Below are 20,971 nucleotides of genomic sequence, written 5' to 3'. Positions count from 1 at the left end.
AAACATGTACAAAGTTTACGGCATTGCCAATTGCGACACCATGAAAAAAGCCATGACTTGGCTAAAAGAAAATGATATTCCTTTTGAATTTCATGATTATAAAAAGAAAGGAATTGAGAAAGAGAAAGTACAAGAATGGCTCACACAAAAGCCTTGGGATGTATTAATCAACCGTGCAGGAACTACTTGGAAAAAACTCAGCGAAGAAGAAAAAGCAACAGACGCAGCAACAGCAACGGAATTGATGTTGGCAAAACCTTCCATGATTAAACGACCAATTATTGAAGGCGATAATATTGTAATGATGGGCTTTAATGCTGATAATTATCAAGAAGTTTTTAAATGAAATACTTCCTTTTCAGCCATAAATCTGGAGTAAATAAACATGAGTCATCCCGAATTTTAAAATCATAAAAAAGCGGTCGAAATTAGTTTTTCGACCGCTTTTTTATGATTGATGGACAACGAATTCCTACTGTTTGAGCGAAGCGAGTTTAGGAATTCTTGAATTTCTTTTGCGGCCGCCGCTGCGGTTACTTTTCTTGTTTCAAGACAAGAAAAGTAAGGATTGTACAATAATAAAGATAAAAACCTCTCAAATCGTCCTAAACCTCACTATTCTAAGAAAAAGTTCGGGATGACTCATGTTTTTAATATTCAAAATCTTTAAATCAATTAGAGCGAACTTCTCCTCCTAAATTCGATTTAACGTTTCTTTGGGTAGGATTCCCTTTATAATTAATCGTTCCGCCCGTCCACGCAGAAGCATCTAATGTTTTGCTTGCACTTACTTGAGCAACGCCTCCAGTATTAGCTTTTATTTCTATGTCTTCGCTTACTAAATTATAGGCGTACAATTCGCCTCCTGTATTTACTCTTGTTTGCTGAAATTGAGCTTTACCTGCTAGGTTTACAATCGCACCTTGTACACTTGATAATTCTAAATTATTAACATTCATATTCAATTTCACCGTTGCCCCAGATGTTGCGTCTATCAATAAACGATTGCCAGATAATGTTTGTTGTGCTTCTAATTCTGCTCCACGACCTACCTTAATACTTGATAAATCACTGATATATTCTACTCTTACTTTAAATAACTTCTGCGTGTTGGCTTTCCTTTTGTTATTATCCTTATCGGTCAATTGTTTGAAGATTTTAGTTTTAACCGAAAGCTCATCTCCCGAAACAGCAACGGTTAAATCTTCAAGATTTGCTCCATTCAAGGCTTCTGTTGTTATTTTATTCACTTTGCCTTTTACCAATTCTACTTGCATAATGCCTTGCATATCTATTTTATTGAACGATTGCAAAGTAACATCCTGACTTTGTTGTGCTAAAACCATTGACGACACAGAAGTCAATAATAACACGAATACACTTCTTATTTTTCTCATCTCCTTAATTTGCTTATTGTGAATGATTTGTTGAAAACTATCACTTAGATGCAAAAAAGAACGTTGAGGTTGTATGGATTAGTACTTAAAGTTGGGTTAATTGTTGTTTGTTCGTAATTGACAGGTTTTTATTTACCGTTGATTAAGTATTTTGCGAAGTCCATAAAAAGTTCGTTCTAATAATCTCAAGTCTTCAGTAATAATTTCCAGAGAGCCTTCCATTTCTGTTCTGAAAGGCAGGATTTTATCATAATTTGTTTTCAGTCCTGTAGGTAACTTGATTTTTATTCTGTATTGATTTCCCATAGGCGTAGATTCAATTTCTTGAATATTGCCAGATAAACTTCCGTATTCTTCAAAAGGGTAATTAACTAATTTTATAATTACCTGCTGTCCAATTTTTACTTTCCCAAAACTCTGAGCTGAAACATTGGCAAAAGCAACTATGGCTTGTTGCTGAGGCAATACCGCCAATAGCGTATCACCAGCACGAATCATTTGGTTTTCAGTGAGATTTTTTAAGAAACTTAAAGAGCCATTTGAAGGTGCTGTAATTACATAATTCTGTTGCCAGTTTGCTAAAAGATTATCAATATTTTGGATTGATTGTTGAATATTGTCTCGATAGGTTCTTGTTTTTTGGAGATATTCAAAATCTAATTCTACCAATTGCTTTTGTCTTTCCGAGAGCGTCAAACTATTTTCTACCAATACTTTGGCATAGTTTTCATTGTCTTTCTTCTTTTGTAAAAAAGTGTTTTCAAAAGCTAGAAACTCTAATTTACCATATACTTTATCTTGATAAAGCTTTTTGTCTGCCACATATTTAGTCTCTACATTACTAAACTCCTCTTTATTGATTTCAACTTGTCGTTGATTGATAATTACTAACTTTTTATAATCATTAATCTGTTGTATTAATATATTCTTGCGTTGTAGATAGATAGCATCTCCCAAAAGTCTTTCGGATTCTTGGTAATTTTTCAGCAGGTTATTATACTCTATTTGTAAATCACCAAATGTGAATGTATTGGAAGGAAAAACTACTTTTAAAGACGTATTTTGTAAATACATCTTTAGTTGTTGAGACAGTGTTTGAAGAATGGGTAAGTTTTCAAGACGAGTAGTATTTTCTATTTCAGCAATAAAATCTCCTTGTTTTACCAATTGATTAGGTTTCACCAACAATCTTTGTAATCGCCCTGAAACTTTGGGAATCACTTTCAATGGTGGAATTTCAGTCGTAATCATCACATTTCCTTTGATGATTTCAGGATATTTAATGTACCATGAAGCTACCAAACCCAAGATGCCCAACAAAGCGATTATCGTTAACCCATACCGAATAATTGAAGCGGGTCGTTTACTCAAAATTTCATTGACTTCTTCTGAGCGAAGTTCAAGTTTTGGTCTTGGTGGGTCTGCTTTTTGGGGTTGTGAGCCGTTCAAATAGACCGTTGGAGGCTTTATGTCTTTAATATTAATTTCCATATATTCCGTAGCACAGGTTTCCAACCTGTGTTTCTTTCAGTATAACTAAGACAGGTTGGAAACCTATACTACTAATTTCCTAATTCTAATTGATTTTTTACTAAATTGAAATACTCTCCTCGCTTTATGGTCAAACTCTCGTGCGTACCAATTTCTGTTATTTCGCCATTATGAAGCACTACAATTTGGTCGGCATTTTTTACGGTACTTAGTCTGTGTGCCACAACAATAACCGTTCTTCCATTAAAAAATTCATCAAGGTTTTCTAAAATCTTCTTTTCGTTATTGGCATCAAGTGCATTAGTAGCCTCATCAAAAAACAAGTATTCTGGGTCTTTATAGACAGCTCTAGCAATCAACAAGCGTTGTTTTTGTCCTTGACTTATTCCATTGCCTTCCGAACCAATTTTGGTATTAAAGCCCAAAGGTAAACTTTCGATAAAGGGTAAAATATTAGCCACTTCGCAAGCATGGTATAGTTTTTCAAGGTTGGGTTGTTCGTCACCCAAAGCGATATTGCGAGCAACAGAGTCAGAAAAAATAAAGCCATCTTGCATCACAACCCCACATTTACTCCGCCAATCTCTTGCCCTAAAGCTATCAAAGGGAGCGTTTCCTATTTTGATTTCTCCTTTTATGTCATAAAACTTCAATAATAATTTTAGCAATGTCGTTTTTCCACTGCCACTCATGCCTACAATAGCCGTTATCTTTCCTTTCGGAATGCTCAGATGGATGTTTTTTAGTACAGGCTCATTTCCTGCTCCGGGGTAAGTAAAGCTGATATTCTTTAGGCTAATACTCGCTCCTTTTTCTCCCACATTTTTATAGGCTAATGTTTCTTTTTTCTCTTCATCTTCCAATTCATGGATTTCATTCAATCGTTCTAAGCTAATTTTAGCACTTTGAGCAGCTTGTACAAATTGAATTAACGATTCTATCGGTGCATTCAGTTGCCCGATAATATATTGGATTGCCAGCATTGTCCCCAAAGTTAGTTGACCATCAACGACGGCTTTGGCAGAGAAAAAAGTGATTAAGATATTTTTTCCTTCATTCAAGAAAAACGCTCCTGCTTGTTGGTACTGGTTTAAAGCCAATCCTTTTGTTTGAAATTGAAACATTCTGGTTTGAATACGCTCCCATTCCCAGCGTTTGAGGTGCTCGGCATTGGCTAATTTTATTTCTTGCATCCCTTGAATCAATTGTACCAATGAGCCTTGATTTTTGGCAGCGACATCAAACATTTTGAAATCTAATTTTCTCCTTTCTTTCAAGAAAAGTACAACCCAGCAGGCATACAAAACAGACCCAATCATAAAGATGGAAAAGATAGGAAAACTATACAAAGCCAACACACAACCAAATATCAGCAGGTTGACCATAGAGAAAAGCGTATTGAGCGTTTGACCCGTCATAAACTGCTCGATACGGCTGTGGTCGCCAATGCGTTGCATGATGTCGCCAAACATTTTTGTATCAAAAAATGACATGGGCAACTTCATCAGTTTTATCAGAAAATCAGAAAGGATTGAGAGATTGATACGGATACTAATATGCAGTAATATCCAAGAACGGATAAATTCAACAACGGTTCTACTGGCAAAAAGCATCAATTGTGCCGCCAACATGACATAAATAAAGTTTAGATTACGTGTTTGAATACCAACATCAACAATAGATTGCGTAAGGAAGGGAAAAACCAATTGCAAGCCACTACCGACCAACAAGCCAATGGCTAATTGTACTAATAATTTTTTATAAGACCAAAGATATTTAAGGAGATAAGAAAAATCTAAGCCTTGTTTTTTGTCGTCTTCTTGCTCATAAAAAGCAGGGGTTGGTTCTAACAGCAAGGCTACTCCAACAGGTTGACCATCTTCTTGCGTCGTAGCCCAATGCTCGCAAAAATCATCTTTAGGCATTTTGCGTAAACCTTTGGCTGGGTCAGCTAACAAAACAGCATTTTTTTGTACTTCTACCAAAACCACAAAGTGATTTTGTTGCCAGTGAATAATACAAGGAAAGGGGGCATCTTTGATTAATTTATCAATAGTAACTTTTACAGCAATGGTTCTAAAACCCACACTCTCAGCCGCCTCGGCTATACCCAATAATGAAACTCCTTCTCTACTAAAACCCGAAGCATCTCGAAGCCTTTGAATATTAAGACTAAGCCCATAATGTTTCGCTATCATGCGTAAACAAGTAGGGCCGCAATCCATTTGGTCGAGTTGTTGGTAGAAGGGGAATTGGGGCATGATTTAGGGATTATATTGAACACATCTAAATCTCTAAACATAAAATATTTGGCGATTTAGATGTGATTAAAAGAGTTTTTAAATAATTGAATATCCATTAACTTTGCATATACAAGCATGTAAGAATACAGTTCATTTGGTGAATTTTTTGCAAAAGATAAATTTTGAGTAGAGGTCAATGACAAACAAAATTACCAATAAAGAGAAGTATGTACAATTTAGTTTATTATTCTATCTAAGTCATTTAAAATTTTTTGTGATGTATATTTTTTTTTAACCATTTCATTTAATTTAGATATATTTTGCTTATAGATTTCATTCTTTAAAACTTCTTCAACTTTTTCCAAAATTTGATATGGTTCATCTTCCCGAAGATTTCCACGAAGCCCAATACCATGATAAAATACTTTTAAAGAGTTGCCACATTGATCCCAGTTGAGATCTAAAGGAAACACTATTAATGGTACTTCAAAATAAATAGCCTCTTTTATAGAACCTAAACCTCCATGAGTTATAAATATATCCGATAATTTAAGTACCTCTAATTGGGGGACGTTACTGAAAAAATAAAAATTACTTGGAATATTGATTTGTTGAGTGATAATTTTACTAATACTATCACTTACCGAAATCAAGACTATTAATGAGCTATTATTTTTTAATGCCTCAATAAATGCAAATAAAAAATTGGTAATTTCTTTATACTCCTCTACTGTTGAAAAGAAAGTGCCAAAACTACAATACAAGATTTTTTTTGAGTGAGCATATTTAAAGTTTTTGATTTTGTGAAATTCATCAATAAACTTTGTATCAATCAATTTTTCTTTTCGGTCAATGTCGATACATAATCCTAAATAATATTGATTTTTTTTAATTATCTGTGATGAGAATTCCAATTCAATTGGAGATAGAAATATCTCCTTAACATTCTTAAATGTCATTAGATATGGATTGTCCACTGAAATTTTATTGGACATAAACATTAACTGCCTCCAATAGTTATATTTAATCTGAAAAACAGGGTTATTTCCCACCAAAAAATTGGAAATTTTGGTCAGTAAGTTTGGCTTTTCTGATATAATTGGAAGCATGGTTGTACTATTCCACTCGCCATTTGTAACGAGAGGGAAATTTCCAAGTTCATAAGTTGAGAGCATTGGACTAAAAAATGATAGCGAAATAGTTTTGCGATACTTGTACAAAACAATATAATCTGTTGACGAAAATATATCGATAAAAATTGCTTTGGGCTTAATTTCAAAGATTATTTTATCTAATTCCATTTGTCGTCTTTTGAAAAGAGAATTTTTTAAATAAAATTTAGTAGCCGCTAAGAATGAAATAGCATTGTTGCTACTATTTTTTAGTTCATCATATAACAAAAAAGCATCCGTCCCATTACCAAATCTTGGATTATTCATTATAAATGCTTTATGTCCGTTCTCTTCAACTAATTTTTTATTGGGTTCGTTGTGAACACAATAGTAGATGTTATATTGTGAAGATAGTATTTTAGCAATTTCTAATGTCGGAATTATGTGACTAAAAATTGGAGTAGTTATGAATAAAATATTTTCTTTCATTTTAAAGGTTTAAAAGTCAATCTACAAAACTGATTGACATATCTTTTATGAGAATCTTTTTATACTCATTCTCTTCGTTAATATGCACGACATAATATCCATTTGGTACCTTTAAATTTATCATGGTTTCAATACCATAATACGAAAAACAAGGTAATACATTCTTACTTTTTTTATATTCCTCCCAAATAAATATTTGTATTAGGTTTTTGGTTTTCTTTGCTTTTGTGAAATCATGCAGGCTTAATTTCAAATGTGGACAATCCTCATAAGTTAAAATGTGGTTGTAGCCATTATAGTTATTTAGGAGAAAAATATCATTTTTAACGGTATCCTTTTTGTTTGTTGCGTTCAAAAATACAATCGGAAAAGCGTCTATGACGTTATTCGTTTTAATTTCATTTAATCTTGTTTGATTAATTGTTAGTGGATTTATATTTGATATTTTTTTGAAAAATTCAGCCATCCATTTGTGTTCAGCTACACTATTTTCATCTATGTGAGAACCTCCAGCTAAAACAATTAATTTTGAAGTTGAATCTTTCTTTATTGTCTTGCTAAATAAGTTTTGAGCTTGATTATATTCTCGATTCCCTTCTTCATAGTCTTCATAATCAACAAGTATAAATCCTAACTTAAGTGCATGTCTTATAAGGTTTGCCATCTGGTATTCTCGTGTATAAAAGCCTGTATCTATAGTTGGATACCCCCTTTTCATCAAAACTCTGGCATCTTCATTTATTCCTTCAAGTGCTAAATATTTAAATCCTTTTTCTTTTAAAAGAGGCAACATTTTTGAAATTACATATCTATTCATTGGGTGTATATGAGATTCATTAAACATAATCACCTGATTACTACTTAACATTTCAGCATAAACTTTTTCTTCAGTGATATAGTTTTCTTTAAAATCTATACCACTTAGTCTATCTTGCCAAGGATTTTCATTTCCATAAAACTCTTTTTTATATAATTCTGTCATTTCTCTGTCACCAAGAAACGTATAATAAGTTATTATACTTTGAAAAAATAAATCTCTGTATGTTGAATCCAATTTATATTTTTCTTCGTTTGCTTTTAAATTGGTTATTGGATTAATGTAATTTCCCCTTTTGAGAGATTTGAAGGACTTTTCTGCCAACTTGAAAGGATTTTCTAAGTTATTCATTGTATCTAACGATAGTAAAATAGCACTTGAAGTAATTTCTTCAAATTCTTTTTGTAAAATATTAGATATAAAATCTATTGTATAGTTTTCATTAATATTTTCCGCTAAACTACCACTTGTTTGTAAACAAAGGTCATAATTCTTACATGATATAATCCAAGGCAGAAATACATTTTCCTTTGTCTTTTTGATACTTCCGATTAAAATATTTTTTTTATATGTTTTAAAACCATGCGATTTGTAAAAAATGGAGTCATTTTTATTTAAAACAAATCCATAACAATGGAAAAATGGAGATGTGGTAGTTTTTGTATAAAATAAATTTGTTATTCGCTTATTACTTAAAAAGTTATCATGTTCTTCAATTTTAAGTGGCTTTATTTTTTTTTCAAACACATAATCTCCATAAAATGAAATTTTGGTATCAAGAATTGAATTTGAAAAGTACGTATAATAATCATTGTCAATTTTATTAGCTTTCACCAACAATTTATTGAATCTACAAGATTCAATAATAAAAGAAAACATTAAAGAAACAATGACATAAAGTTTTTTAACTCCAAGCTGCTTCATAGGGGTTGTAATTACATTTAGCTGGTTTTGAAAGTATATTTTTCTCATCCTTAATATATGCTCTACAATCTTGACACATAAATCGATGTTCACAAATTTTACAATCATCAATCATTTCTTTATTAATATTCCATAAATATTTTGATTGCTCTAAGTTAAGAGCATCCTGTAATGAAATATCGCCAAATTTCCCAAAATCTTCTTTACAACTTGGACAGTTTCTAATGAAACCATTTTTGTCAATAGAAATTTTCTTATTCAAACACGAATTATACTTAATTGCCTCAGCGAAAAGTGGAAGGTTTGCAGAGAAAAAACCTTTTGAAATGACTCCACAATGACTTTCTGAATCAATAATATCCGTAACATATATAATTATCTTACCATTAACATCTAATTCAAAAATATAATTATCAACTGCTGAATGGAGAGTAAGTTTTAACAATCTATTGCACCTTTTAAACAATAGTAGAAGTTTATCCTTAGTATGTAATTCTTCATTATATTTTACTAATACTTCAATAGATCGAAAAGTACTATCATTTGATGATTCGAGAATATCCGAAATATTTTCAACCGTTTCACTATGAAAAAACCTAAGTTCAACTGACTCACATAATAATTGTGATAATTGGCTAAAAATTTCACTTGTATCATGATTGGAACATGGAGAAAAATCAATAATTGAGTTTGTAATTGGTCTAATTTCTTCAAATGAAAGGTCAATTTTTCTAATAGAGTTTATCGTATTTTTATTATCAGTGTAAAATCCATAATCACCTTCTGCCATTCTAAATAACCAACTATTTAGTTCATTATTTTTATCATTAATTTTTACTTTATAATTACCTTTCAATAATATATCAACTAAGTAATTAGGAATATACATGTAAGAATTTCTCTGCAAATCACAGATTGTACTCCTCTTGAAACCTTTTACAGGAATGCAACATGAGTATAAACAAAAATATTTTGCTGAATTCATCTAATTCTTGCTTAAAATTTAAAAATTATTCCCCTGTAATTTTACACTTATCTAAATCAAAAGTTCTTGAAATATACTTATTGAATAGATAAATATCCATCCTATCATCATTGTAAATTGAACACTTTACTAATTCGTTTTCTCTATTGTGATACTCTTCCAATTTAGAAAGGGTGTCTTGGTATTCTGTTTCATCAAATGGTAAAAAATCGGCTAATAGAATATTCACTGAGTGAATTTCATGTATTGAGGGATCAATACTATCTATATACATGTTATCCATTGTCAAATTTGATTAAAGTTTGTGCTACTTTTTTGTGAAGTCCATAATTGCAACTAAAGTCAATCATACCAAACTGACCAGCTGGATTTATTTCTAAAAAGTAATATTTCCCATCTTCTCCACGCATAAAATCTATTGAACCAGTATTTAAATTTAGAGATTTCATAAGTTTCTTTATTTTCATTTCTATTTCACGAGGTAATTTATATGGAATAAATCTGTTTGGATTAGCCCATTCATACCTACGAAAGTCTAGTTCAGTTTGCTTAGATTTTTGTGAAAAAATGGACATACTATAACAAGTGTCAATTAAAAAAAAGGTTCTTATTTCATACATTTTTTTAACTTCTACTTGAAGTAGAGAGGGGAAAAAATCATCAGGGACTTTCTTGAAAAAGACTTCGCTTAATCGGTTTGTATACATTGAATATAAACCATTTAATCTTTTTAAAAAAATTACCTCATATACTGATTTAGAAATCAAAGGGGTTTTTGCATGTATATTTTTTATATCCAGTTTATTACTTAGTATGAAAGTTTCTGGAATATCTAAACCTATTTTAAAAGCCATATTCAAAACATCAATTTTATTAATATTTGTAGATAAAGCATTTAATAACCATTTTTTATCTTTAAATAGTCTAACAAATCCAGATACAATTGATGCGTTTTCTCTCAAAATTTGCTCTGCAACATCATAACCTGATGATTCAACTAACAATTTAAATTGTGGAGTGTAAGAAAAAAAACCAATTTTTCTATTCCAGATAGCATTTATTTCATCAATTTTTATTGTTTTATCACCAATAATTAATATTTGTTCTTTGAGAGAAAAAAAAACTTTTTTTTCAACTATCTCCAAGGGATTAAGTCGAATATAAGGATGTCCATAAAATTTCAACCAGTTAATCACAACATCAGTTGATAAATCTCCATCAATAGATAAAATTAGTATCATTAGAGTTTTATTTAAAAATTAATGTTGGGAGATTACTCCCAACATTACCAACAAAAAGACTACTGTTCTCCTGGATAAGAATCACTACCGTCATTTGATGTCGTGTTTGTTTTCTTCTTTTTACTGTAAGTTACTGTTGTAGTACTACCCGTCGCTCCTCCAAAAAGAAGTGCTAACTTACGATTCTCAATTACATTAAACATCGAATCATCAATACTGGATAATTTATTACGTGTCTTCATAGTTTTTTTGCCTTTCCTTAAAACACTCTTGCACCTGCAGAGCTTGGAATAGCGAAACAAATTTTATCACTTATTCTTATACATCCAATCTGAATTCAGATAGTTTCTATCTATTTTTAGATATTTTGAAAATTTATAGTTTTTCCTTGTAAAATACAATAAACACGCATAATTTTGGTTTATCCAAAATATACGTCACTATTGTAATTAATAGGCTCTTACAACTAAACAAATACCTCAATGTCAACCTTAGGGAAAACTATCAGAAATCTCCGTCTGAAAAATCGCCTTTCGCAAGCAGCTTTAGCTGATTTAATTAACATTCCTTCACAAAGTAAAATATCAGCATGGGAAAGTGACCAGAGTCTTCCTGACGTATTCGAAGCTCAAAAACTTAGTCAGGTATTCGGAGTATCTCTAGATGAGTTATTGAATAAATAATCACGATGATTATTTATTCAATAACTCATAAAAAAATCTAGCCGTTTATCGCAATGCAACAAACGGCTAGATTTCAGCTAAAGTATATAATCAACTAATTCTTATTAATCACCACTGGAACTACTTTTACCGCATTTTCAGCAATAATTCTCAAAAAATACGTACCTGAATTTTGTTTTGATACATCGAATTCAGCACTATACTTACCATCATTTTTCACTAATTCTTTAGAAGAAACCGTTACTCCCATGATGTTTATCATTTCTGCATAAACATATTTTGGATTATTGGGCGTGCTAAATTCTACTTTGAATGATTCTGGTGCTGGGTTTGGATAAATCCTTGCAGTTTCTACCGAATTTATTTCTTCATCAGTGGCTGTTACTGTGAACGTATAGCCTTCAGAGAAAACAGAACAACCGTTTACATCCGTTACTTTTGCCATGTAAACTCCTGTTTGAAGTGGAACAATGGTATTAGTTGTTGCATCAGTAATAATATTCCCGCTCAAGTACCAAACAGGATTTGAACCTGACGATAAGCTTAATGTTGTGCCATCTAATTTTATGGCTGGAATTACTGGCGTAATTACTGTACCCGTAATTGCCGTAGAAGTAGCCGAGCAAAAGCCATTCTCTGTAACTTTTACACTGTAATTACCTGTTTTCCCTACTGAATAAGTTGTTGATGTTGCACCAGTAATATTTTGTCCATTCAATAACCATTGATAGGTATAATTTGTACCTGTGCTGGCTGTTAATAATTTTGAATCATCCTGACAAATACTGAATGAACTTGAAGGCGTAATGCTTACTTTCGGAGCAGCTTGCGTTGTAATTGGCACTTCTACTCTGTTACTCGGACAACCATAAGATTTCACTTTCATATCGTACAAATAATAATAACCCGTCTTAATCGTCGAACCATTGAATACTGCACCAGTAATACTGATTACGTTAGGAATCGTGAATGGATAACCAGTAATGTCAGCCCCAGAAACAGTTGAATTGGCATTTAGGTTTGTTCTGTAAATTGATGCTCCGTCTGTACATTCTTGTGATAAAATATAAGTTCCCGCTGCTGGAATTGATAAATTCAAAGGCAAGACAACCCCTTGGTCTGTTGAATCATCTATCAACTGATTATTCGAACGTGTTGAATTGGCGGTAGTACGAGTTGGCGTTACATCTAACGTTACTGACGAAATTGGACTCGAATCCGACTGACGATAAATTGTAAAAGTAATTTTTCCAGCTGTTCCGATATATACTCTAGCACTTTCAATTACCAAAGGAGTTTGTGTAACGATAATTGGTTCTGGTCCAAAGGTTTCATAATAAGTACCTCCACCAAAAACATATTTATCTTTAGCTCCCACCGAACCCGAAATATCATTTACTCCAACATAAATTTTAGAGGCTGTAGTCGGCTTATTAAATGTACCAGTATTTCCTGTGAATAATAAATTTCCAGCCGTTTGGGCATCATACCAAAGCAAAGTAGAAGTTTCCGTTCCTTTTACATTCAAAGCCGTTGCACCTTCACAAACAATTGCTTGGGCTGTTGTTGGTGCTGTTGAAGCGGTTACTTGTCGCACAAAACTTTTGCTATTATTAGTAATATCTTGGTCGGTTGATAAATTTACTTTTACCTCAAAAGTATAGCTAGCACCCACTTTTGCCGTGAAACTTCCATCTAATACAAGCGTTCCTTCGCTAAAGGTACTTAGTTGATTTTTGTATGTACCTGTAAGTGTTGCTACAATACTTGTTCCATCTAAAACATTTACTGTAACAGGAATATTTTGTTGAGCCGTTGTTCCGATATTTCTCAAAGAAACAGAAACCGTACCAGACGATGAAGCACAGAAAGTATTTGTTTCAGGTTTGATTAAATCAACTAAGGCAATATCAATACTTGGGCGAATAAATTCAATTTTATAATCTTGCGTAACTCCTTGAGAGTAAGTTCCGCAGCTACTAATATTGGTAGTTCCTGAGTTTTCAGCAACAATCACTCTTACAAGTGTACTGTTTCCAACGGTCAAACCCGAAGGGGCAGTTATTGTTGATTTGAAAGTAGTTACTCCTACAAGTTGTCCAGAACTTGTCGCTAATTCTGTAGCTTCTTCAAATGTCCCGTTGGCATTCCAGTCAACATAAACATTTACTTTTTTTGTTGAAGTGCCTTTTAAATTAATTTCTAAAGGAATACTTTGTGAAGAAGCAATTTTATAATCAGCCGTCAAGTCGCCTAATTTTACACTTTCAATATTGTTTTGAATCGTTGTTGGTGTAGAAGCACAGTATTCTGTACCACCAATCCCGCTGAGAATCAAAGCATAATCTTGTGTATTATTTTTTAAAGTACTTTTATGACTAACAGTAATGGTATAACTTTTTCCAGGAATCGCATTTGTAATCAGAATTTGTTCAACGTTATCTCTGATGTTATCTCCTCTTGTAGCCACCGCACTTGGCTGGTCGGGATTTAAAATAAAAGGCAAAGAAGTATTCGTTCCATCCGAAATTCTAATGTCTAAATCATTAATCAATTTTGGCGTACGATTATTCAAATTAGCAACACTTGCAGCGGTAATTGTTCCTTCTGGGTCTGTCCAACAAATAGTTGCTGTTAATGCTCCTTTTCCAGAAGCTGTTACTTTTTGTGTAAAAGTAGCTCCATTCGCCAATGTTCTTTCTGAAATATCATAAGATTTATCAGTATTCAGAATTACTTTCGCTGCTTTTTCCATGTTCAACAAACCCCAACCATAAATATAATCTGGACCAGCATTTCCAGCATCATCAGCCGTGTGCAATACTAAACCCTTTAATGTTGAAGAACGCATTACTAATCCATCATTTTTCTGTGCATATAATTCTTGTAGCAATAAAATACTTCCAGCAGCTTGTGGTGAAGACATTGAAGTACCACTTAAAATAGTATAACTTGAATTAGAAGCATTAGAACTTGAAAGCAGATTTACACCAACCGCTACAATATCAGGTTTAATTCTTCCATCATCTGTTGGCCCCCAACTACTAAAAGATGAGATTTTTATTTCAGAAGATTGCTGAGGTGCTTTTCCATTTGTTCCACTAACAGCACCAACAGTTAAAATATTTTTAGCTGTACTGGTTGTTGCTAAAATATCATATCCATCATTCTTACTTCTTGCTACAGAACTCGTATCACTTGAAGTGCCTAAATAATAATATTCTCCCGCAGAAGGGCCTGTTTCATTACGATTATTTCCTGCTGATTTTACGATAAGATAATAGGGAGCACTATTAGCAATTTTATCCCATGACTGTGTATTGCTGTCGTAAAATCCAAATTTATAATCTTCTGTTTGGCTAATGCTTGTGTTACCATACCATGACCAACGACTACGAGTATCATCATAACTCCAACCTGCTAAAAAACCATAAGAGTGATTAGACACTAATAATCCTGTAGCAGCAGCAGTCATTTCAGCGTTATCACTGGTAAAATCCCAAGCTTTTAAACTTGCTCCAAAAGACATTCCTCTGGCAAGTGGCGAAACTCCCTGTGCAATCAACGTACCCGCTACGTGTGTAGCATGAATATTCGTACCTGTTGTTTTATCTTGTTGAGTTACCCTCGATGTTAACTCTTGATGGGTTGAAAGTACTCCACCACCATCCCAAATACCTAATTTATTTTTTACAGAAGCACTGCTTCCATTCAAGGATAAGCCCAAAGAACCTCCTGAATAAAGCTGGTCGGTACGAGTAGTGGTTGCTGCTTGAGCATTACTTTCTGTTGCTAAGTAAAGTGGGTGACCCGTTTCATCAATTCCATACAATTTAAAAAAACGGTTGTTCTTTAAATTACCACTCAACTGCCATTTCTTTTCTGTAGCTATTTTTACGGCTTTTTGGTAGTTATTCTCTTGAACTGTAGATAATTCCGAAGATAAACTTTGTAGTCTTTTTTGTTGAGAACTATTGTACAATTCTCTTTCTTGCCCGAAGGAAGTAAACGCTAAAAGCAAGAGTGTCAGTGTAAGCAGTTGTTTCATGATATTTACTTGTTAATGGATAGGTAACGATTTGCCGAAAATAAGGATTCTGTGTTGTTAGACAACCACAATCTGCGAAGCGTTGCGTTGTTGTTAGATTATCTTTTACTTAATCTTTATAAACCTACGATTATCAAGTGATTATAGCTTTATGGATGAAAATGTATAAAAACAAAAAGGAAATTACTCTTTTTTTGGTAAAGTAAAAACTACATAAAAACAAAGCTGTACCAAGAAGCCCAAAAATAGGGTTTCCTTGTACAGCTTCATAAATAAAAAAATCATCAATCCTTAGCTAAACAACTAAGACCTGATGATTTTCTTTATAGTTTCTCGAATACGCAAGAACATTGTCTATGCTTCTTTCGGAAGGTTGTTGAAGGCTTTTATCCAGACCTGCTTTCACATCAAGCATATCTAAATAAAATTCCAGCATCTCAGAATCATGGACTAGTCCGTCCTGAATCATAAGATTTTCTTCTTCCGTTGTTTCTTGATAGACGTAACGGATAACGTCATGCTGCGTAAAGGTTTGTATCATAGCTCGGAGAATGTTTACTCATCATTTTGCGTAGATTTATCAACGCATAACGCATTCTTCCTAGTGCCGTGTTAATGCTTACGCCTGTAGCGTCTGCAATTTCCTGAAAACTCATATCTTCGTAATGACGCATCACAAGCACTTCTCTTTGCGTGTCAGGAAGACGTTTAATCAGATCTCTTAGATGTGCGTGCGATTCTTCACGAATTTGCAAATCTTCATAAGAATCTTCTGCAAAATCTAATGTATTAAACACACTGCTACCATCTTCGAATACGACATTTGGATAGCGTTTATCACGACGGAAATAGTCAATTGCCATGTTGTGTGCAATTCTAAGCACCCAAGGCAAAAACTTTCCTTCATCATTGTATTTCCCCGAACGAAGCACATCAACAGCTTTAATGAAAGTATCTTGCATTAAATCTTCGGCTACGAAGGTGTCTTTAACAATTAAGTAAATCGTAGTATAAACTTTGGATTTGTATCGGCGAACAAGAGTTTCAAATGCCTTTTCGTCACTGTTTTTTATATAGCGTGATACAAGCTCGCTGTCGTTAACATGGATTTTTTCCATTTTGATAAATCTATTTAGTTAACGTAAAGCTTTATATCATATTATATCTCCTATATTTTTATTTTAGTGAATTTTAGAAACTCTTTCTAGTAGTTAGAAAGAAAGGGTAATTCAAAGATAGTTGTTGTAATATTAATTCCAAAAAAAATGCTAAAATTTTTAAAAGCGTTAACAAATATTAACAACATGGTTTTCGTTTAGGCATTCTTTCTTGATTATGTTATAAATATATACAAAATTAAAATATTGCTGGCAGTTTTTTGACAAAATTTTATTCATTTGAGCAAAAATGCCTACTTTATCACTAACTAGTATCTCTTAAATTTTGTTAAAAAATATAGCTTTTTTCTTTTCTAATATCATCAAAACAATTCCGTTTCTCTCGTCAGAAAGGTACTGTCCTGAGCCTTCACCAATATTTTTTGTGTAAATTGCAGTATCAACTAATCTTAATTTCTGTATGAAAAAATTCAGCTTCATCACTTTTATACTTTTCCTTTCTCTGATTTCTCAACTTAAAGCCCAAAATCTTTTCCCAAATGCCAATCAGCGTTGGGTGGATTCTGTTTTCAATAAACTTTCTGTTGATGAAAAAATCGGACAATTAATGATGCCTCGTGGCAATTATAGTTATGAATACGATACAGCTCGTTTATATAAAATTGTAAGAGATTATCATGTAGGTGGCTTTGTGTTGTTTCGTAACCGCCCAACAGCACAAGCCTTACTTGTAAATAAACTACAATCTATGTCTAAAGTACCTTTGATGATTGGAATGGATTTGGAATGGGGACTAGAAATGCGTTTAGACAGCACAGTTCGTTTCCCATATCAAATGACTTTGGGTGCAATGCAAGGTAACGAGCAATTATTAGAAGAAATGGGCTTGCAAATTGCCCAACAATGCAAGCGAATGGGCGTACATGTAAATTATGCCCCAGTAGTTGATGTCAATAATAATCCTAATAATCCTGTTATCAATTTCCGCTCTTTTGGCGAGAATCGTGAAAAAGTTACCTCAAAAGCTTTAGCTTATATGCGTGGTTTGCAAAAAGGAGGTATCATTACTTCTGCCAAGCATTTCCCAGGGCATGGCGATACAGGCGTTGATTCACATACAGATTTACCCGTTATTCCTCACAATCGTACTCGTTTAGATTCTTTAGAACTTTTTCCTTACAGAACATTAATCGAAAATGGTTTGCAAGGAGTAATGGTGGCACATTTAAGTATTCCTTCATTGGATACAACTAAAAACCTTGCTTCTACTTTATCTAAAAATATTGTTACCGATTTATTACGAAAAGATTTAGGCTTCAAAGGATTGGTTTTTACGGATGCTATGGATATGCAAGGAGCCGTAAAATTTTTTCCCGAAGGCACTGCGAATGTAAAAGCTATTTTAGCTGGTAATGATGTTTTAGAAACTTTTGTTGATGTCCCTGCCGCTTTTAATGCCATCAAAAAAGCCTTAGAAAAAGGAGAAATCTCACAAGCTGATATTGATTTAAGAGTAAAAAGAATTTTGACAGCCAAAGCTTGGGCTGGTTTAGACCAGTACAAACCTATAGAAATAAAAAATCTGATTACGGATTTGAATCCTAAAAAATCAGAAGTATTGAACCGTACTTTTGCCGAAGAAACTATCACATTGTTGAAAAATGATGAGAATATTATTCCATTAAGAAATTTAGATACTTTAAAAATTGCATCATTGAATATTGGAAATCCTACTTTCGGTAGTAAAAAACCTACTGATTTTCAGAAAATGCTTTCAAATTATACAGATGTTCAGCATTTTAATTTAGACGAAAACTCAAGTAATGAAGCCATTCAAGCGGTTAGAGATTCTTTAAAGAACTACAATTTGGTATTAATGGCTGTAAATGGGCAATCGGTTCGTCCTGCCAAAAATTACAGTATTCATCCTAAAATAGAGGAATTGGTAAAAGAGTTTGCCAATTCGACTAAAACCATCGTTTCGCTTTTCTCAAATGCTTATACATTATCTAAATTTGAGAATCTTGATAAAGCCAAAGCTTTAATGATTACCTATCAGGAAAGCCCACAAATGCACGAGTCTGTAGCAATAGCCGAATTAATTTTTGGAGCGATCGGTGCTAAAGGAAAATTGCCTGTAGGTGTAAGCATGGCATTCAGATATAACGATGGTATCAAAACGGAACCTTTGAAACGTTTTCAATATGCTGTACCTGAAGCGGTAGGAATTGACACAAAATTCTTAACAAGCAAAGTTGATTCAATTGTTAATGAAGCTATCAGACAAAAAGCTACTCCAGGGGCAGTAGTATTAGTGGCAAAAAATGGCAAGGTAATTTTGCATAAAGCCTACGGAAAACAAACTTACGAAGGCACAGCAGTTACAACCAACGATTTATACGATTTAGCTTCTATTACCAAAATTAGTACTTCTGTACCTTCGATGATGAAAATGGAAGACGAAGGAAAATTTACCTTGAATACTACCATGGGGGAATTGATTCCAGAATGGGCAAATTCAAACAAAGCTCCTTTAGTGTATAAAGATGTCTTTACACATCAGTCTCGTTTAAAAGCTTGGATTCCATTTTGGATGGACTGTCTGGATTCTACCAAAATGGTATTAGCCAGTAAAATTTATAAAGAAAAATATTCTGATAAATATGCGATTACTTTCTGGGATAAATTATTCCGTCGTAAAAAGGCTTTAGCCAGAATGTGCCAAATTATTCAAACTGATAAAGCACTTTGGAAAGATTGTATCAATTTGGTAAAAGCCCCAACCATTTGGAAACCAAAGACGTTCTCTTATACCAAATCGGGCGATTATTCTGTACAAGTAGCCGATAATTTGTGGTTGCATAAAGACTACAACAAAACCGTTTATAAAGCCATTGAGGATTCACCTCTCAGAGAGAAAAAGGAATACGTTTATTCAGATTTATCTTATTATATGTATCCAAAAATTATTCCTCGCCTAACAGGAAAAGATTTTGAATCATTCTTGAAAGATACTTTCTATAAACCTTTGGGGGCAACTACACTGACTTATAATGCTCGTGAGCATTTTCCATTGTCAAGAATTGTTCCTTCTGAGTATGATTCGCTATACCGTAAAACACTTATTCATGGACGTGTACACGATGAAGGAGCATCTATGCTGAATGGTATTTCGGGACATGCGGGGCTTTTTGGTACTGCACAAGATTTGGCTAAATTGATGCAGATGTATCTTCAAAATGGATTTTATGGCGGTACACAATTTATCAAAGAATCTACCATGAAAGAATGGACTGCTTATCCTTTTTCGGTAGAAGAAAATAGTAGAAGAGGCGTAGGTTTTGATAAACCAGACCGTAAACGTGCTGGTATTAGTGCAGCAGCCAGTGCTAGTCCGTCGAGCTTTGGACATTCTGGCTTTACAGGTACTTATACTTGGGTAGATCCTGAGCATCAATTGGTTTATGTTTTCCTTTGTAATAGGGTGTATCCAACCAGAAACAATTCTAAACTTTCTGACTTGAATGTAAGAACAAATATCAACGAAGTAATTTATCAGGCGATTAAGAGAGGGATATAATTGATTTGAAAATTTGAAGATGAGCTGATTTGAAGATTGATATTTTCAAATCAGCTCATCTTTTTAGTATTTACAGATTTTTCAATTTGATAATTAATATTTTTAAATCAAGGCATCTTTCAAGCATCTTCTGAAGATTTGGTGATTTCAAAATTAACATTTTGAAATCACCAAATCTTCAAATTTTCAAATTACATACTTTACAGCTTCATTAAAATATCTTTAATTTCTGCTCTTTTCTGATAGTTTTCGTCGAAGTGAACGAACTCTATTTTGCCATTCTTGCCAATCACATAAGTAGCAGGAACGGGCAACATCCAATCTCCTTGTTGTTTTTGTAAATCTAAACCATAGCCTTTATATTTTGTCTGTAAATCTGGAGACATTTCATAAGCCACTTTCCATTCCTTCATAATACTTCTTTCTTTATCGTAAATGATAGAGAAAGTGGCTTTTGTTTTTCCAACGGCTTTGCTGATAGATTCTTCTGGTTCAGGCGTTATAGCAACTACAGTGGCATTTTTCGCAGAAAAATCTGGTAAGGCTTGTTCTATCTCACTCATGTACTTATTACAGTACGGACACCATGCTCCACGATAGAACATCACGACTACCTTTCCTTTTTTAGTTAATTCTTTTAAACTAACGATATTTCCTGCATGATCTTTCGCTTGAAAGTCTGGAGCTTTATCTCCAATCTTTAAGGCTGTTGGGGCATCTTGTGCTAAAACTGATAATACACTGATTGTTAGCAGAATTGTCAATAACTTTTTCATTTATGCTGTTGATTTTAGTTGAATTTTCATCACAAATTTCAAAGATTTTACTTTATTGAAAGGTAAG

Annotated in this window: 16 protein-coding genes; 3 read left to right on the top strand and 13 right to left on the bottom strand. The window is 33.2% G+C overall.

Annotated elements, in window-relative coordinates; all coding sequences use genetic code 11:
* Positions 1–4 precede the first annotated feature (4 nt).
* Positions 5–346, top strand: coding sequence for an ArsC family reductase (locus tag HNP25_RS04245; protein WP_184130810.1), 342 nt, complete (start codon positions 5–7; stop codon positions 344–346).
* Positions 347–671: 325 nt separating this feature from the next.
* Here the strand turns inward: HNP25_RS04245 and HNP25_RS04240 are convergent, their stop codons facing one another.
* From HNP25_RS04240 to HNP25_RS04200, 9 genes are all read right to left on the bottom strand, one after another.
* Positions 672–1,397: a head GIN domain-containing protein gene (locus tag HNP25_RS04240; RefSeq protein WP_184130807.1), complete on the bottom strand. Its 726-nt coding sequence runs from the start codon at positions 1,395–1,397 to the stop codon at positions 672–674.
* Between the two features lie 132 nt (positions 1,398–1,529).
* A complete protein-coding gene (locus HNP25_RS04235; protein ID WP_184130804.1) occupies positions 1,530–2,888 on the bottom strand; it encodes an HlyD family secretion protein in 1,359 nt (452 codons plus the stop codon).
* 71 nt (positions 2,889–2,959) lie between these two features.
* Positions 2,960–5,149, bottom strand: a complete 2,190-nt coding sequence (locus tag HNP25_RS04230) for a peptidase domain-containing ABC transporter (RefSeq protein WP_184130801.1) — start codon at positions 5,147–5,149, stop codon at positions 2,960–2,962.
* A 218-nt stretch (positions 5,150–5,367) separates the two neighbouring features.
* Positions 5,368–6,732: a glycosyltransferase gene (locus HNP25_RS04225; RefSeq protein ID WP_184130798.1), complete on the bottom strand. Its 1,365-nt coding sequence runs from the start codon at positions 6,730–6,732 to the stop codon at positions 5,368–5,370.
* A gap of 16 nt (positions 6,733–6,748) precedes the next feature.
* On the bottom strand, positions 6,749–8,473 hold the full coding sequence (locus HNP25_RS04220) for a hypothetical protein (protein WP_184130795.1): 1,725 nt from the start codon (positions 8,471–8,473) through the stop codon (positions 6,749–6,751).
* Positions 8,454–9,458 (bottom strand): grasp-with-spasm system SPASM domain peptide maturase, encoded by a 1,005-nt coding sequence (gwsS, locus tag HNP25_RS04215; protein ID WP_184130792.1) that lies wholly within the window; start codon positions 9,456–9,458, stop codon positions 8,454–8,456. The genes HNP25_RS04220 and gwsS overlap by 20 nt, the downstream gene beginning before the upstream one ends.
* Before the next feature lie 25 nt (positions 9,459–9,483).
* On the bottom strand, positions 9,484–9,687 hold the full coding sequence (locus HNP25_RS04210; RefSeq protein ID WP_184130789.1) for a hypothetical protein: 204 nt from the start codon (positions 9,685–9,687) through the stop codon (positions 9,484–9,486).
* Between the two features lie 46 nt (positions 9,688–9,733).
* Positions 9,734–10,699, bottom strand: coding sequence for a grasp-with-spasm system ATP-grasp peptide maturase (gene gwsG / locus HNP25_RS04205; protein ID WP_184130786.1), 966 nt, complete (start codon positions 10,697–10,699; stop codon positions 9,734–9,736).
* A gap of 59 nt (positions 10,700–10,758) precedes the next feature.
* Positions 10,759–10,941, bottom strand: a complete 183-nt coding sequence (locus HNP25_RS04200) for a hypothetical protein (protein WP_184130783.1) — start codon at positions 10,939–10,941, stop codon at positions 10,759–10,761.
* 240 nt (positions 10,942–11,181) lie between these two features.
* Here HNP25_RS04200 and HNP25_RS04195 point away from each other — a divergent pair, with 240 nt between their 5' ends.
* Complete coding sequence (locus tag HNP25_RS04195) at positions 11,182–11,382, top strand: helix-turn-helix domain-containing protein (protein WP_184130780.1); 201 nt, start codon at positions 11,182–11,184, stop codon at positions 11,380–11,382.
* A gap of 94 nt (positions 11,383–11,476) precedes the next feature.
* Here HNP25_RS04195 and HNP25_RS04190 read toward each other — a convergent pair whose 3' ends face one another.
* The 3 genes from HNP25_RS04190 to HNP25_RS04180 form a co-directional block, all read right to left on the bottom strand.
* On the bottom strand, positions 11,477–15,430 hold the full coding sequence (locus HNP25_RS04190) for a S8 family serine peptidase (RefSeq protein WP_184130777.1): 3,954 nt from the start codon (positions 15,428–15,430) through the stop codon (positions 11,477–11,479).
* A 295-nt stretch (positions 15,431–15,725) separates the two neighbouring features.
* Complete coding sequence (locus HNP25_RS04185; protein ID WP_184130774.1) at positions 15,726–15,971, bottom strand: hypothetical protein; 246 nt, start codon at positions 15,969–15,971, stop codon at positions 15,726–15,728.
* Complete coding sequence (locus tag HNP25_RS04180; protein WP_184130771.1) at positions 15,946–16,548, bottom strand: RNA polymerase sigma factor; 603 nt, start codon at positions 16,546–16,548, stop codon at positions 15,946–15,948. The genes HNP25_RS04185 and HNP25_RS04180 overlap by 26 nt, the downstream gene beginning before the upstream one ends.
* Positions 16,549–17,008: 460 nt before the next feature.
* On the opposite strand from HNP25_RS04180, the gene HNP25_RS04175 reads away from it, so the two are divergent.
* Positions 17,009–20,128, top strand: coding sequence for a serine hydrolase domain-containing protein (locus HNP25_RS04175; protein WP_184130768.1), 3,120 nt, complete (start codon positions 17,009–17,011; stop codon positions 20,126–20,128).
* Between the two features lie 200 nt (positions 20,129–20,328).
* Here the strand turns inward: HNP25_RS04175 and HNP25_RS04170 are convergent, their stop codons facing one another.
* Positions 20,329–20,904: a peroxiredoxin-like family protein gene (locus HNP25_RS04170; protein WP_184130765.1), complete on the bottom strand. Its 576-nt coding sequence runs from the start codon at positions 20,902–20,904 to the stop codon at positions 20,329–20,331.
* Positions 20,905–20,971: the final 67 nt, after the last annotated feature.

The sequence above is a fragment of the Arcicella rosea genome (assembly GCF_014204325.1).
In the GTDB taxonomy this organism is placed as follows: domain Bacteria; phylum Bacteroidota; class Bacteroidia; order Cytophagales; family Spirosomataceae; genus Arcicella; species Arcicella rosea_A.
This window is presented reverse-complemented; position numbering and strand designations above follow the sequence as displayed.

Excerpts from the sequence above, each read along its gene's own strand:
- HNP25_RS04190 (WP_184130777.1), bottom strand. The coding sequence starts at position 15,430 with ATGAAACAACTGCTTACACTGACACTCTTGCTTTTAGCGTTTACTTCC.
- HNP25_RS04245 (WP_184130810.1), top strand. The coding sequence starts at position 5 with ATGTACAAAGTTTACGGCATTGCCAATTGCGACACCATGAAAAAAGCC.
- HNP25_RS04230 (WP_184130801.1), bottom strand. The coding sequence starts at position 5,149 with ATGCCCCAATTCCCCTTCTACCAACAACTCGACCAAATGGATTGCGGC.
- HNP25_RS04240 (WP_184130807.1), bottom strand. The coding sequence starts at position 1,397 with ATGAGAAAAATAAGAAGTGTATTCGTGTTATTATTGACTTCTGTGTCG.
- HNP25_RS04235 (WP_184130804.1), bottom strand. The coding sequence starts at position 2,888 with ATGGAAATTAATATTAAAGACATAAAGCCTCCAACGGTCTATTTGAAC.
- HNP25_RS04185 (WP_184130774.1), bottom strand. The coding sequence starts at position 15,971 with ATGATACAAACCTTTACGCAGCATGACGTTATCCGTTACGTCTATCAA.
- HNP25_RS04220 (WP_184130795.1), bottom strand. The coding sequence starts at position 8,473 with ATGAAGCAGCTTGGAGTTAAAAAACTTTATGTCATTGTTTCTTTAATG.
- HNP25_RS04225 (WP_184130798.1), bottom strand. The coding sequence starts at position 6,732 with ATGAAAGAAAATATTTTATTCATAACTACTCCAATTTTTAGTCACATA.
- HNP25_RS04195 (WP_184130780.1), top strand. The coding sequence starts at position 11,182 with ATGTCAACCTTAGGGAAAACTATCAGAAATCTCCGTCTGAAAAATCGC.
- HNP25_RS04170 (WP_184130765.1), bottom strand. The coding sequence starts at position 20,904 with ATGAAAAAGTTATTGACAATTCTGCTAACAATCAGTGTATTATCAGTT.
- HNP25_RS04180 (WP_184130771.1), bottom strand. The coding sequence starts at position 16,548 with ATGGAAAAAATCCATGTTAACGACAGCGAGCTTGTATCACGCTATATA.
- HNP25_RS04200 (WP_184130783.1), bottom strand. The coding sequence starts at position 10,941 with ATGAAGACACGTAATAAATTATCCAGTATTGATGATTCGATGTTTAAT.
- gwsG (WP_184130786.1), bottom strand. The coding sequence starts at position 10,699 with ATGATACTAATTTTATCTATTGATGGAGATTTATCAACTGATGTTGTG.
- gwsS (WP_184130792.1), bottom strand. The coding sequence starts at position 9,458 with ATGAATTCAGCAAAATATTTTTGTTTATACTCATGTTGCATTCCTGTA.
- HNP25_RS04175 (WP_184130768.1), top strand. The coding sequence starts at position 17,009 with ATGAAAAAATTCAGCTTCATCACTTTTATACTTTTCCTTTCTCTGATT.